The 13,059-nt window shown below is 44.5% G+C and carries 17 protein-coding genes and 1 tRNA gene; all 18 read right to left on the bottom strand.

Annotated features, from left to right (window positions below; translation table 11 throughout):
* Nucleotides 1–16: 16 nt before the first annotated feature.
* Nucleotides 17–556: a transcription termination/antitermination protein NusG gene (gene nusG / locus FYJ53_RS04225; RefSeq protein WP_013381852.1), complete on the bottom strand. Its 540-nt coding sequence runs from the start codon at nucleotides 554–556 to the stop codon at nucleotides 17–19.
* Nucleotides 557–571: 15 nt separating this feature from the next.
* Nucleotides 572–946, bottom strand: a complete 375-nt coding sequence (secE, locus tag FYJ53_RS04220; RefSeq protein ID WP_013381853.1) for a preprotein translocase subunit SecE — start codon at nucleotides 944–946, stop codon at nucleotides 572–574.
* A 22-nt stretch (nucleotides 947–968) separates the two neighbouring features.
* Entirely contained in the window at nucleotides 969–1,118 is a 150-nt protein-coding gene (rpmG, locus tag FYJ53_RS04215; protein WP_013381854.1) for a 50S ribosomal protein L33, read from the bottom strand.
* A gap of 203 nt (nucleotides 1,119–1,321) precedes the next feature.
* A complete protein-coding gene (locus tag FYJ53_RS04210) occupies nucleotides 1,322–1,846 on the bottom strand; it encodes a GNAT family N-acetyltransferase (RefSeq protein WP_090413224.1) in 525 nt (174 codons plus the stop codon).
* 11 nt (nucleotides 1,847–1,857) lie between these two features.
* Nucleotides 1,858–2,043, bottom strand: coding sequence for a hypothetical protein (locus FYJ53_RS04205; RefSeq protein ID WP_013381856.1), 186 nt, complete (start codon nucleotides 2,041–2,043; stop codon nucleotides 1,858–1,860).
* Between the two features lie 91 nt (nucleotides 2,044–2,134).
* Complete coding sequence (locus tag FYJ53_RS04200) at nucleotides 2,135–2,680, bottom strand: hypothetical protein (protein ID WP_090413223.1); 546 nt, start codon at nucleotides 2,678–2,680, stop codon at nucleotides 2,135–2,137.
* A gap of 23 nt (nucleotides 2,681–2,703) precedes the next feature.
* Nucleotides 2,704–3,564 carry an NAD(P)-dependent oxidoreductase gene (locus tag FYJ53_RS04195; protein ID WP_090413221.1) on the bottom strand — a complete coding sequence of 287 codons (861 nt, stop codon included), beginning with the start codon at nucleotides 3,562–3,564 and terminating at the stop codon, nucleotides 2,704–2,706.
* Nucleotides 3,565–3,645: 81 nt separating this feature from the next.
* Nucleotides 3,646–3,722, bottom strand: a tRNA-Arg gene (locus FYJ53_RS04190).
* Between the two features lie 52 nt (nucleotides 3,723–3,774).
* On the bottom strand, nucleotides 3,775–4,530 hold the full coding sequence (locus tag FYJ53_RS04185) for an AIR synthase related protein (RefSeq protein WP_090413220.1): 756 nt from the start codon (nucleotides 4,528–4,530) through the stop codon (nucleotides 3,775–3,777).
* 46 nt (nucleotides 4,531–4,576) lie between these two features.
* On the bottom strand, nucleotides 4,577–5,365 hold the full coding sequence (locus tag FYJ53_RS04180) for a M15 family metallopeptidase (protein ID WP_090413218.1): 789 nt from the start codon (nucleotides 5,363–5,365) through the stop codon (nucleotides 4,577–4,579).
* A 178-nt stretch (nucleotides 5,366–5,543) separates the two neighbouring features.
* The gene (locus FYJ53_RS04175) at nucleotides 5,544–5,762 is read right to left on the bottom strand and encodes a hypothetical protein (protein ID WP_013381861.1); all 219 of its coding nucleotides are present in this window, start codon (nucleotides 5,760–5,762) and stop codon (nucleotides 5,544–5,546) included.
* Between the two features lie 26 nt (nucleotides 5,763–5,788).
* Complete coding sequence (locus FYJ53_RS04170; RefSeq protein WP_013381862.1) at nucleotides 5,789–6,202, bottom strand: DUF3842 family protein; 414 nt, start codon at nucleotides 6,200–6,202, stop codon at nucleotides 5,789–5,791.
* A 1-nt stretch (nucleotide 6,203) separates the two neighbouring features.
* Nucleotides 6,204–6,404: a CooT family nickel-binding protein gene (locus FYJ53_RS04165; protein ID WP_013381863.1), complete on the bottom strand. Its 201-nt coding sequence runs from the start codon at nucleotides 6,402–6,404 to the stop codon at nucleotides 6,204–6,206.
* A 163-nt stretch (nucleotides 6,405–6,567) separates the two neighbouring features.
* Nucleotides 6,568–6,954 (bottom strand): zinc transporter, encoded by a 387-nt coding sequence (locus tag FYJ53_RS21715; protein ID WP_276327244.1) that lies wholly within the window; start codon nucleotides 6,952–6,954, stop codon nucleotides 6,568–6,570.
* 129 nt (nucleotides 6,955–7,083) lie between these two features.
* On the bottom strand, nucleotides 7,084–9,231 hold the full coding sequence (gene acsB, locus FYJ53_RS04155) for an acetyl-CoA decarbonylase/synthase complex subunit alpha/beta (RefSeq protein ID WP_038352888.1): 2,148 nt from the start codon (nucleotides 9,229–9,231) through the stop codon (nucleotides 7,084–7,086).
* Between the two features lie 63 nt (nucleotides 9,232–9,294).
* A complete protein-coding gene (locus FYJ53_RS04150; RefSeq protein ID WP_038352889.1) occupies nucleotides 9,295–10,077 on the bottom strand; it encodes an AAA family ATPase in 783 nt (260 codons plus the stop codon).
* Nucleotides 10,078–10,117: 40 nt separating this feature from the next.
* Entirely contained in the window at nucleotides 10,118–12,013 is a 1,896-nt protein-coding gene (gene cooS, locus FYJ53_RS04145) for an anaerobic carbon-monoxide dehydrogenase catalytic subunit (RefSeq protein ID WP_038352890.1), read from the bottom strand.
* Between the two features lie 206 nt (nucleotides 12,014–12,219).
* On the bottom strand, nucleotides 12,220–13,005 hold the full coding sequence (gene acsE, locus FYJ53_RS04140; RefSeq protein WP_013381869.1) for a carbon monoxide dehydrogenase/acetyl-CoA synthase methytransferase subunit: 786 nt from the start codon (nucleotides 13,003–13,005) through the stop codon (nucleotides 12,220–12,222).
* Between the last annotated feature and the right edge of the window lie 54 nt (nucleotides 13,006–13,059).

Below are 13,059 nucleotides of genomic sequence, written 5' to 3'. Positions count from 1 at the left end.
GAAGAATAGTTTTCCCTTAAGTGTTCTTAATTTTTTGTATTTGTTCAAATTCCAGTTCGGTTGGGGTTTCCCGTCCAAACATGGAAATATTGACCTTAACTTTTGATTTTTCCAGATTTATCTCCTCGATAATTCCGGCAAAACCTTCAAATGGTCCATCCACAACATTGACTTCATCACCAACCTCAAGGTCGATCTGAATAGCCTGCTGCTTGATGCCCATATTTTTGAGTTCGGCTTTGGTTAATGGAACGGGCTTGGAGGCCGGGCCGACAAAGCCGGTTACACCACGCGTATTACGTACAACGTACCAGGAATCATCGGTCATAAACATCTTGACCATTACATATCCCGGGAAGAGTTTTTTCTCTCTTACGACGCGCTTGCCGTCCTTTGTTTCGACAACTTCCTGTACAGGAACCTGTACTTCGAGGATCTGATCCTCCATATGTCTGTTTTCGACCGTTGCTTCAATACTCGCCTTTACCTTGTTCTCATATCCTGAGTAGGTATGGGCAACGTACCATTCTGCCTGGCCACTGTTTTCATATTCCATGATTATCCCTCAGTACTATTTAAGTCCAATTAGTAGAGCGGCCAATGCACCAAGACCTGAATCAATAATCCAAATCAAAAATGTGAAGATTGCGACAAAGCCGGCTACAAAGCCAGAGCTCTTTGCCAATTCTTCTTTTGTCAGCCAGTTGACCTTTTTAAGCTCAGAGAAAACTCCCTTAACAAAGTCAAGCATACGGACAAAGATATTTGGCTTTTTCTTTTTGTCAGATTTCTTGGTATTCTTTTTATCTTTACTGTCAGTGCTCTTTTTGTCATCCTTGGCAACACTCGTCTTTTTTGATTCAGCTACCTGTGTCTTTTGGATATTATCATTTTTAGTGTTTGTGTTTTTTGCATTTTTAGACTTTTTTTTCGTCTTAGCTGCCATGATTAATTCCTCTTAGCCAATCCTATTTCGTTTCTTTATGCAGTGTATGCTTTTTACAGAACTTGCAATATTTTTTTTCTTCTAAACGATCCGGATTGTTCTTTTTATTTTTCATTGTATCGTAGTTTCTTTGTTTACATTCCGTACATGCCAAAGTTACTTTAACTCTCAATTACAGCACCTCCTACATCCTTTATTATATACACGAATAACATCATATAGACACACGTTTCCTATTTTCATGGTCACCAGTATAGAATAGCATAAAACGGTACCCCATGTCAATAAAACAATAAAAAAAGGCGTAACGCCTTTCACATCAAAACACTACAAGCTATTATAGCAGAGTTGTCCAAAATAATCAAGCGGTAATTCTCAAAGTTTCAGGCCCATCTGGTAGCAGTCCGTGGTCCTGCCGTCGATCTCAACAATCTCTGGAAAGGTCCCCCAGATCTTAAAGCCGTACTTATAGGCCAGCCGCTGTGAACTCAGGTTATCGGCAAAAATAACCGCCATGAGGTTCTTGAGTCCCCGTTTCCTGCTCTCGCGGATCACATGCTCCATAAGGCTTGAGCCTATACCGCTGCCCCGGAACTCCGGCGCGATATAATAGCTGATCTCGCAGGTGTGCTTAAAACCCTCTCTGCCGCAGCGGTAAGCGGTCACTGCCATCCAGCCAGCCACAATACCGTCCTTTTCAGCTACGTAAATGGGGTGTACACCATCGCTGTGCTCCTTGAACCAGCCCCTGCGGCTTTCCATGGTAACCGGGGTCAAAAGCGCAGTGACACGCCTTTCCAGAATGGCCGCATTCAGAATATCCAGTATTCTCTGATAATCCTTTTCCTTTGCCAGACGCACCGCAATGCGTTTTCCGGCCGTTTCCAACGTTCTTGTCAATCACAACTCTCCTATTTTCTTCCGATTTTATTTTTATAGGCAATAAAAACCGTCACGGCAAACAGGATCAATATAAATCCGATTGTCGTAATTACAGGGGACAAAACAATACCCAGCAGAGCGATAATCACCGGCGCCACCAAAACAGCTACCAGTGCCAGTATGGCAATGATGATATATTTTTTAAATTCATCCACAGCGTTTCACTCCTTTACCTGTAAGTCGACTTATTTTAGCACAATCCACCTGTGCCTGCAATGCAGAATCTGTTAACATTTTTGCAGACTTTCAGCGCGGTATGTCCTGCTTAAGCACGATTTGAAAGTCTTCGTGCTCTCTTCCCTTTTCAAAGCAGTAAATCCCTGCCCAGCTGCCGCTGCGGCCGTCAAAAAATTTATACACATAGCCTGGGTTCAGTATCTCCAGCACACTGACCAGGACATTGATAACCTGCACAGCGCTCCGGATATTCTCGCCGTGGACCGCGGCTCCCTTTTGCTCCTGAGCCAGCTCAAAGGTATAGGCTGACAGGTGATGGTTCAAAAGCTGTAAAATGCGGTCGGCCTGGGCCTGGTCCATTTTGGCTTCCCGGCTCAGCTCATACGCAAGCTCCAGAGGCTGGGCATTGTAATCCTGAAAAAAGTTCAGCATGGCGCCAGCGCTTTGAAGCCTCCCTTCCAGAAAGCCTCTCTGATAATTCAGATCTGCCAGCTCTACCGCGTCTGGATTCCCGGACATGGCCTGGTTGATCTTTTCGATTTCCTGTTTGCAGATCTTATAGGTCCGCTCCAGCTGCTTTGTTTCGCGCTTCAGCTTTTCATCCCTGATTCTCATGTTTTACCTCAAATTCAATGATTTTACTGCTCGTAATATTTAATGAGCGCCTGAGTCCCCAGATCGCCATAGCCTTCTTTTTCAAGGCTCTCATACATTTCTAATACTTTGTCCAGTACTTCTAAATGGGCGGAGGCCTCCTCGGCTTCCTCTCTGGCAATTTTCATATCCTTGATATAATGCTTCACAAAAAAACCCGGAGCGAAGTCGTTTTTCAGGATTCTCGGCGCGGTGTTGCTCATCTGGAAGCTTCCGGCGGCCCCTGCGCTGATGCTGTCAAGCATGGTCTGTTCGTCCAATCCCACGGCCTTTGCATAGGCCAGGGCTTCACAAACACCGGATACAGCGCCTGCAATGGCGATCTGGTTGGCCATTTTGGTATGCTGGCCTGCTCCCGGGCCGCCCTCGTAAATAATATTTGTCCCCATGGCCTCAAAGACTGGCAGGCAGGTTTTAAACACGTCCCCGTCGCCGCCGACCATAATGGACAGGGTTCCTTTTTCTGCGCCCACGTCGCCGCCGGACACCGGGGCGTCCAGCGCTGCCATGCCGCGCCTGGCAGCCGCTTCATAAATACGTTTGGACAGCTTGGGGCTGGTTGTGGTCATGTCAATCAGCACTGAACCTTCCCTGGCGTTTTCAATAATACCCGCGCTGCCGAAATAGACTTCCTCCACATCCTTTGGATAGCCGACAATGGTTATGACCACATCCTTGTCTGCCGCGCACGCACCTGGGCTGTCGCACCAGTGGGCCCCTTCCTGCACCACAGCTTCTGCCTTGGCCTTTGTACGGTTATAAACTGAAACGTCATAACCCTTTTTCATCAGGTTTCTGACCATGGATTGTCCCATTACGCCGATTCCGATAAATCCAATCTTCATTTTTATTTCTCCTTATAAAGCGATTACCGATATAAAAACCCCGACAAGCTCTGCTTTCGGGGCTGTTTTAACTAAATAAGCTGGCGTCCCTAAGAGGATTCGAACCTCCGGCACGCGGTTTAGGAAACCGCTGCTCTATCCTACTGAGCTATAGGGACGCATTTTTCTATACCATTATAATAATCTTCTATGAAAAAAGCAAGATTTAATTTAACGAAGATTTGTTTTTATAAAACTTCCCAGCTCTGTGACCTGCTTTCCTGTATATTTTTTGAGCTGAGCGACCCCGGCTTGGGGCAGAGTAGCAACACAGCAGGAGGCCGGGCCGCCGGACTGTCTCACGTCAAAGGGAAGGCTGTTCTCCCATTCAAACCCCAGACCATTGTCCTCTGCAATTTTTAAAACCTCATAGGCGATGCCCTTTGAACCCACCGGCACCATTTCCAGAAGGCCAGGGACTTTTCGGATGGCTGTAAAATCTGGCAGCTGCAATGCCAGGTGCAGTTTTTTTGAAAAATTGTCCCCGTACAGCGGTGTTCCAAAAAGAACAGCCCTATCGCCCGGCTTTGTGATCCGGTATTTTACCTGTGCCTCCTGTATAATACCGATTACGGTAATGCCTGCTCCGGTCTGGACTGTGGGCATATTGTCCTCACAGCTTCCGGTCAGGGCGATTTCATAATCTGGCAGCTCTGAAATGGCTTTTCTGATACCGTTAATCATCCGTTTTCCCGTTGGGTCTGTCTCTACTGCCAGCCCATCTGAAACCGCGATGGGCGCTGCCCCTAGGGCCAGAAGCTCGCCCAGAGCCACTTTGACGGTTTCATAGGCTGTCAGCTCTGGCGTTACCTTGACCACATCCATCTCCTTATCACCGATGGCACCGATGGAATCACAGGTGATGACAATGGCTTCCTCTGTGTCTCTGTAGATCAGGGTGCAGTCTCTGATTTTTTCTACGCGCATTCTTTCCTCCTGAAATCGAAACAAGGATGTGCGTTTCAGCACATCCTCAGTTTGTTTGTCCTAAATATTCTTCAAAGGTTTCATTCTTACGGTGTATCTCTTTTGCCGCGTCTACACCCACATAACGGATATGCCAGGGCTCATAGGAGTAACCTGTAATATCCGTCTTTCCTTCTGGAAAACGGATAATAAAGCCATAATTCTGGGCATTATCGGCAATCCACTGGCCTTCAGTGGTATCGGCAAAGCTTTCCTGAAGATCCATGCCCATAGCCTCACAGGTCACATCCATGCAGAGACCGGTCTGGTGCTCGCTCTGTCCTGGTTTCGCGCTGACAAGATTGGCCTGTTCCTCGCCGTAAGCGGCAACGTTTTCTGCAAACAGATCTTCCTGCGTACTGTATGAACGGTAGCCTGAAGCGCAGTAAAGGGTCACACCGTCGCTGTCCGCCGCTTCAAAAAGCTTGACCAGCGCATCTGATGCCTGCTGGCGGAGCTGTGTCTCGCGGCTTCCTCTCAGTGGGACAGTCACTAAATCCGAAGGCTCGTAATCAGAGGGAAGCTCATGGGTCTTATTGACCAGGATCTGGATATCTCCCAGATTGGAGGGATCAACCGTTGGCGCTGCCGGTGTCGGGGATACTGAAGGGGTCGGCGTCGCCGCCTGAGCGGTTGCGGTCGGCTCAGGCGCAGCCTGCGGTTCATCTTTTTTGGTAAACAGACCGATGATTTTTCCCATCACTGTAAAAAAGCCAACGATGACAAAAAGCAATAAAAGCAGGGTAACAATCAATGAGATTAAAAATCGTTTTGGATTTTTAATTTTTAGCGACATTCCTTCAGCCTCCTATGTCAAGATATCTCTATTATAACCGATTACTCTTTAATTATCAAAAGAAAAAAATAAGACCACTTAAAATAAAGCGGTCTTATCCGGCAAACAAATAAAAAAAGACATGGTTAATAAACCTTGCCTTCAAGCAAATATTTTCAATTTATTTTATTGTCTGCTCTCAGCTTTCCTGAAATTTGATTTTGGCTTCCATCAGTTTTCTGCCAGCCTGCTGCATATCGTCAATCGCCTTGTCGATCTCACCAGCCACCTCAGGTCTGACATCCGCCATTTTTTCGGACCATTCACGATAGCCCTCCACATGCTCACCGTTGTGATTAATCCAATGTACCAGTAATACCTGAAAAACTTCAGCGTCCTTTTCGGATAATTTTTCCATTTCAGTCACCTTCATAAGTATCTGTATTAAAGATTCAGCTCTTTTTTAATCAACGCAACAGCTTCACGGATCTGCAATAACAGTGGTTTTTCCTCAAGGGAAACAATATAGTTATTTTCCGGCAAAATCGGAATATAAATTTTAATGGCTTCACTGGCGTTTATTGCCTCCACCATCCGCATTGTTACCTCACCCATCATTTCATTAGGCATTGTCATGGCAATGGAACCGATAATCACATCTGCTTTTCCCGCATTTACCACAATGGCGTTTTCACCGGTCGCCCCCTTGTTGGCACCTTTTTTGAGCATCGCCGCTGTCGCCAGGGCATTTGTTCCCAAACCGTACACTTCAATATAAGGTGGGATTTCTTCTTTCAGGATACCAACAATCCGGGAACCGATACCGCCGCCCATTCCGTCCAACACAACAATATTCATCTTATACCGCTGCGTCCTCGATCAAAATCTTGTGGTTTAATAATTTTACTTCTTTTAAACGTCCGTTGACAATCTTAGTGCCTCCTAAAAGGTCTGAAAGTGTCAGGCTGCCGTCATTATTAGGCACAATGTCGATGACATAGTCCATAATTTTTTCTTCTTCGCCTTTTTTATTCACTAAATATGCTGAAGATTCGCACATAACAAACATCTCCTTTCAATTTGAAAATTAGATTTTCGTTCTGGTACCCGGATGGATAGTAAGAGCCCCGGATACCGGAGTTAATCATCTTTTACAATCTTAGTATATAATGTTCAGCCCAATTTATCAACCCATTTTGTGGCAATAAAGGGCAGAAACTTTTCTATTTAATCAAAGCCTTTTTGGCTTCCATTAAATGCTCATCGGCCTGGCCGATCAGGGCGATGGCTTCTTCAATAGCCTTTGACACTTCTGTCTTGCCCACTGCGTTCATTTTATCCACCCAGTTTTTATATTCCTTGGCGTGTTCCTGGTTATGGTCTGCCCAATGGTCCAGCAAAAGGCCTAAAATTTCAATATCCTTGCCTTCGCCCTCATGGGAATGCGCGTGACCGTGGTCATGTTCATGTTCGTGGTCATGAGGATGCGTATGGGTATGTGTATGCTCATGATCGTGCATTGCGTCATGGTTGTGTCCATGTTCGTGATCGTGGCTTCCATCGTGCGGATGGCTGTGTGTATGTGTATGTTCGTGGCTATGTTCGCTCATAATAATTCCTCCAAACTTTTATAATTTAATTATAACCTTTTTCCTTAAATTTGTCTTGCTCTTTTAGAAATATTCTTATTTAGAAAAAGAAAGCAGGACGGCAACGTCCTGCTTTCAAGCAAGTATTTATTACATAATTGGATCCATTTCCAGTGCTGGATGGCCTTTTTCTGTTAAGAATTCTAATACTGCTTCGGAGTCAACAGCAATTGTTTCATCACAAACCATGTCTGTGAAGTTTTCAATTCCGTATAATTCCTGTACAGATTTGTTTAATCTTTCTGCAACGTCGTCTTTCAATTCCTTAGGCATCCATACGATTCTTTCGATACCGCCTTCAGCAGCCATAAATTTCTTGGAGCTGATGAAGTGGCGTCCGTGGCCCATGAAGCCAGGAGTCTGAACCCCACCGCCTGTCATGGAAGCTAATTCACCGAAGGTCATACCAGTAGGTGTCATGCCGCCGAATTCACGGTTAACAATAACAACACCGTTGGCTTCTGGCATAATACCACAGATACATTCGAAGCAACCACAGGAGGTCATTGGATCTTCAAGGATAGAGTATAAGGTAACTTTTTCAACTGCACCCTGAGAGCACTTGGCAACAACATCATTGACTTCTTCCCATGCGCCTAAGCGTTCGTCGATAACACCGTTCTTTTCGATTGGCTGTGCAGGACCGGTTGGGTCAAGCTCTTTGGTTGCTTTGGAGTCTAACCAGGAAACAGCACCGCAGAGACCTAAACGTTCAGGTGTTACAACACAAACGTGAGAAGGAGCAAAGGACTGGCACAGTGTACAGGTGTAGAATACATCGACACTTTCATCTGTCAGTGAGTTCAGTCTGTCGTCACGTACGTTGTAGATTGGTCTAACCAGTTCTTCTTCAAGACGTACAACATCTTCTTCTTTGGTGTAGATGGTAACTTCAACTTTATCAACTACTTTACCAAATTCGTCTAACATCTTAGCGTAAACTACTTCACCGAAGTGGCGCAGTCTGAAGCCAGCATCAAATGCTTCTTTGGTTAAACGAACCCAGCAGATATTTCTCTGTCCAACGTGCATTGAACCTTCAATGTAGTTTAAGAAGTAGTGTAATCTTCTTTCAAGTACAGATTCAAAGTCGGACTGCATTGCTTTACCAGCAACTTTAATTTCCAGACCAAATGGGATACGGACAACGTCAACGCCGTCAAACTGTGGATCGTCAATATCCGGGCCGACAACAGTGATCTTATGATCTTCGATATCGCCTAATTCTACAGTATGAACTAATTCCCAGGCTTTTGTTCTGTTTCCACCGAATTCAGCTTTCATGTTGTCTTTACGGACACGTTCGCCTTCGAAAGCGGAGGATACAGATACCGGACAGTCAATTTCGGTAACCTTGATCTTGATGCCACGGGCTTCAAGAGAGGTAGCGTCTGTTTTTGTCAGGTCTGGCTGGTTTAATAACAGGGTAGGAACTTCATTAATGTAGGTTTCTGTGATTGCCGGGAAGCCCATATCAATTGCGCAGGCGCCAGCAGCGATGATCTTGTCATCCCAGTCGCCAAATACATTAACAAATGCGAATACACGGTCTCTTGTGTAGATTCTGTGTTTTTCCCATTCGCCGGCTGGTGTGTTACCGAACATGATAGAAGCACGTACAGCAACAGATACAACGTTGATAACATCTTCGATTTCGTAACCGCATGGGATAACACGAAGGTCAACACCCATTTTGATTTTCTGGTCTCTTGCCTGGTCAATACATTTACCAACCAGATAGGTCTGAAGACCTTTATTCTGATAAGATTTGATTGTTTTTGCTAACTGTTCAGGATCCTTGTGTTCCCCGATGATAACAGCAACACCTGGGATATCCTGGGTAACCAGAGCAACACCGAAAGAACGGACAACCGCATCGGTCAATGCGCCGTCTACCCATTCCGGATGTGGGTTGCCGTCTAAGTATTTGCAGGCCTGGATAATTTCACATAACATTGCAGCAGCAACACCGGCTTCTAAAGCGTCAGCCAGCATGTTTGTGCGGTTGATGTGTTCTTTTGCCATTTCAATACCGCGTTCCAGATCGCCTACTGTTAATAATTTTTCGCCTGTGATTGCGTAAATTGTGGCTAAGCCATAAGCGGTATCCGGCAGTTTAGCTTCTGCATCTCTGCCTTTTTCTTCAATGGCCTTTGCTACATCTTTTTCAGCACGTTCAAGATATTTAGCAGTACCACTGTAAATTATATCAAAAAGATTATAAGTCTTACGTTCCATGTGATTTTCTTCCTCCGTATTTATATTTCAATATAAAGTTATGAATGTTTTAGGTGAATTGGACTATTTGTTACTTTTTACAGTCGCTTCAATTTTTTCCCCGAGAGCTGCAATTTTTTCTCTGGTTTCAGGAATATCGTATGGTGACTTGTTATTTCTGTCTGAACCGGAAATCTGATCGCTGTAATCTAAGAAACCAAAAATGTTTTCTGCTCCGATCCGTTCATTTAAGAAGTCAATGTCTTCCGGTTTTCGGATTTTGTTGCCAATGGCATAAACGTGTTTAACACCGATGTCACCAGCCAGTTTGCTGATTCGTTTAAAGGTCTGGATGCTTCGGATACCAGGTTCGACGACAACGATAAACGCGTCGACCGCTGATGCGGTTCCACGTCCAAGATGCTCAATCCCTGCCTCCATATCCATGATGACAATGTCCTTTTGGTATAAAACCAAATGTGTCGTCAGCATTTTTAACAGTACATGTTCCGGACAAACGCATCCGCCTCCGCCAGTATCGACTGTTCCCATTGTTAAGAGCTTAACACCGTTAAACTCGCGGCAAAATTTTTCAGGAATATCCGCAACTTCCGGATTCATTGTGAAAAAGGCGCCATAGGTTCCTTTTTTTGCATTTGTTCTCTCTTCGGCCAAGTCCTTCATTTCAGAAATAGGTGTGATGCTGTCAATCATTTCTTCGCTCATACCCAGTGCCAGGCCTAGATTTGCATCGGGGTCAGCATCAACGGCCAATACGTTAAAACCTTTATCGGCGTAATAACGGCTGAGGCAGGCTGTAATTGTCGTTTTCCCAACGCCACCTTTTCCAGTTAATGCTATTTTCATTTTATCACCTGTCCATTCTTAAAGTAATTATTCAGTATAATTAAATTCCCAGTTTTGTTCTCTTGTCTTCAATATCTGCCATGATTAATTCAGCAGCCTTGATTGGATCTGATTCAAAGACATAAGCAGCGCCAGTCCATTCTTTAACACCTTCGGTCATCAGCTTCATGAAGTTTTCACTTCCGGAAACATAAGGCATAACACCAAGATAAGTATTTAAACCGCTTGATACTACGTAAGATGCGATAGCAACAGCCTTTTCGGACATATATTCAGGTGCGGCACCTACAACTGGAAGTTCTGCAATATCAACGCCTCTTTCGTTAGCTACTAAAGTAACCAGATGGAGGATACGGCTGATATCAACACAGGAACCCATATGTAATACTGGAGGAATATTCGCTCTTTCGCAGGCTTCTTTCAAACCACGGCCGCAAAGTTCTTTTGCTTCCAGTTTTAAGAGACCAGCTTTAGCAGCAGCCTGAGCTGCACAACCAGTAACAACGCAGATAACGTCGTTTTTAATTAACTCTTTCATCAATGTGATGTGGGCATAGTCATGTTCGACCTTTGGATTGTTACAACCAACAATACCGGCAGCGCCTCTTAAAACACCCGCCCAAACTAAGTCACCTAAAGGCTTAACTGTACCTGTTACGTCAGTCTGAGAGTTAACAACGCGGTCTAAAGCGCCGATTGTGGTTTCTACAGAGTAACCAACAATTGTTTCAGCTTTCAGTTCTGGTACATCAACCTTGGAAGCGTCTCTGTTTTTAAAGTTCATAACAGCTGTTTTGATTACTTCTTCAGCGCAGCTCAATGGATCTTCTTCATTAAATTCAATGTACATGTCCCCTGCAATTTTTGCTTTTGGAGATGTACTGATAAAGCGTGTATGGTAGCTCTTGGCTAATTTTGGCAGTGCAGGGAAGATACACTGAACGTCTACAACCGCAACTTCAACGGCACCGGTGATAATGGCCATTTCCTGCTGGTAGAAGTTACCGGCGATCTTAATACCGTGACGCATGGTCATTTCATTACCAGTACAGCACATACCGACAACGTTGATACCCTTAGCGCCCTGTTCTTTTGCCATTTCAATCAGCTCAGGATTTTTGGATGCAACTGCGATCATTTCAGCCAAGTTCGGATCATGTCCGTGGAGCATGATATTTACCTGTTCAGGATCAATAACACCTAAGTTTGATTCAGAAGCTCTTTCCTTTGGTACACCGTACATGATGTCAGAGAATTCTGTACCGATCATGGAACCGCCCCAGCCATCAGACATACTTGTTCTTAAAGAACGTCTTAAGATGGATTCAGGATCACTTGCACAACCCATATGTGTGGAGTGCATTAAGGTAACAACTTCCTGGTCAATCGCTCTAGGTGCGATGTTTTCTCTTTCCCAGATTTCCTGACGGGATTTAGGCGCTCTCTTTAAGAAATTCTGTGTTCCAAAAGGTTTACCGAATTCCATTAAAGCCATTTCTGCAAGTTCATGGGCCAGAGCGTAGGTTTCTTTGGTATCTGCTTCTTCAATTCCCCATTCTGCAGCGATTTTTCTTAATTTGCCTTCTTCTCTGATTTTGAAAGGACCATCTTCAGAAGAATGATACATTGCATGTACGATATCGCGCGCATGGTCAGAGTGAGCGGATGTACCACCACAGCACATTCTTGCAAAGTTTCTGGCAACGATGGTGTCTCTGTCAGCACCACAGATACCTCTCTGAGCGCCTTTATCTGGCGATGGGCTTACACGGCAAGGTCCCATAACACAGATACGACAGCAAATACCGCCTTCACCAAAACCACACTGGGTTTTTAAAGCAGCTTTTCTGTCCCACATGGTTTCAGCGCCATCTTTTTGAGCTTTTTCGATTAAAGCTTCAGCTATAACATCAAATTCTAACAATTCATTGCTCATAATTTAATTTACCTCTCCTAGTAATTTACTCACATTGCAGCAACTTTGTAAAAATTTCCACTTTACAAAAACACTTTATTATTGTAGAATAATAAAAGCGGCAACGCAAATCAGTCATTTATTCAATATGGGCTCCTAAAGCAACGTTCCCTTCCGGGTCTCGAAATGAGCGTTACTTTAGGGGCTTATTTTTTTATTAACTTCTTTTAGAATTCCAGAACGGAGTCTGCGTATAAGATATTATTTTTGATAATATCGCAGGCAACTACAGTTTCCATTAAGCGTTTGTCGCAAGGATTAATGATTGCGCTGGATAAACCGCAGCACATTGCCATTGCCATCATTGCGCTGTCAAGTAATGGTCTGATATGTTTTGGAGCACCGTTGGAAACATTACTTAAACCACAAGTTGTCAACAGACCCATGTCTGTGATCATCTTAACGGCTTCAAGCATTTCTTCCTGTTTGTCCTGCATCCCCTTGATAACAAGCGCTAATGGGTCAAACAGCATATCGGTTGGTTCCATGCCATGTTCCATCCCTCTTTCAAGGAGTTCAGAACAGTAAGCGATACGTTCGTCATTATCAGAAGGTACACCTTCTTTAGAACATAAGCAGATGCAGGCAGCATCGTTGGCAGCAGCTAAGTCCAGGTAACCGATACGGTCGCCGGCATCAGCGGAGTTAACGAGCGGCTTGCCTTTTTCACGGTTGTAAACCTGAATACCAGCTTCGATCGCTTTCATGTTAGCGGTGTCAAGTGCCAGTGGAACATTGTCAAAGTTTTCCTGTAACAATTTAACGCCCCATTGCATTAATTCTTCACCGTCTTTTTCAGCAGGTCCGATATTCAAATCCAAATAATCTGCACCAGCGTCTAACTGTTCTTTTGCTCTCTGCAGGATTGGTTCAGGATTACGAGTTTCAAATGCTTCACGCATTGCTGGAGAAATACAGTGAATTCTTTCACCGATAACCATAAATTTTGCCATAATGTTTCCCCTTTCGGATTATAAAATATTTTTGGATAAACCGCAGCCGGAAGC

This window comes from Eubacterium sp. BL-380-WT-2B, assembly GCF_009696115.1.
GTDB classification, from domain to species: Bacteria; Bacillota; Clostridia; order Eubacteriales; family Eubacteriaceae; genus Eubacterium; species Eubacterium callanderi.
The sequence above is the reverse complement of the archived record's forward strand: the minus strand, read 5'-3'. Positions and strand labels throughout refer to the sequence as shown.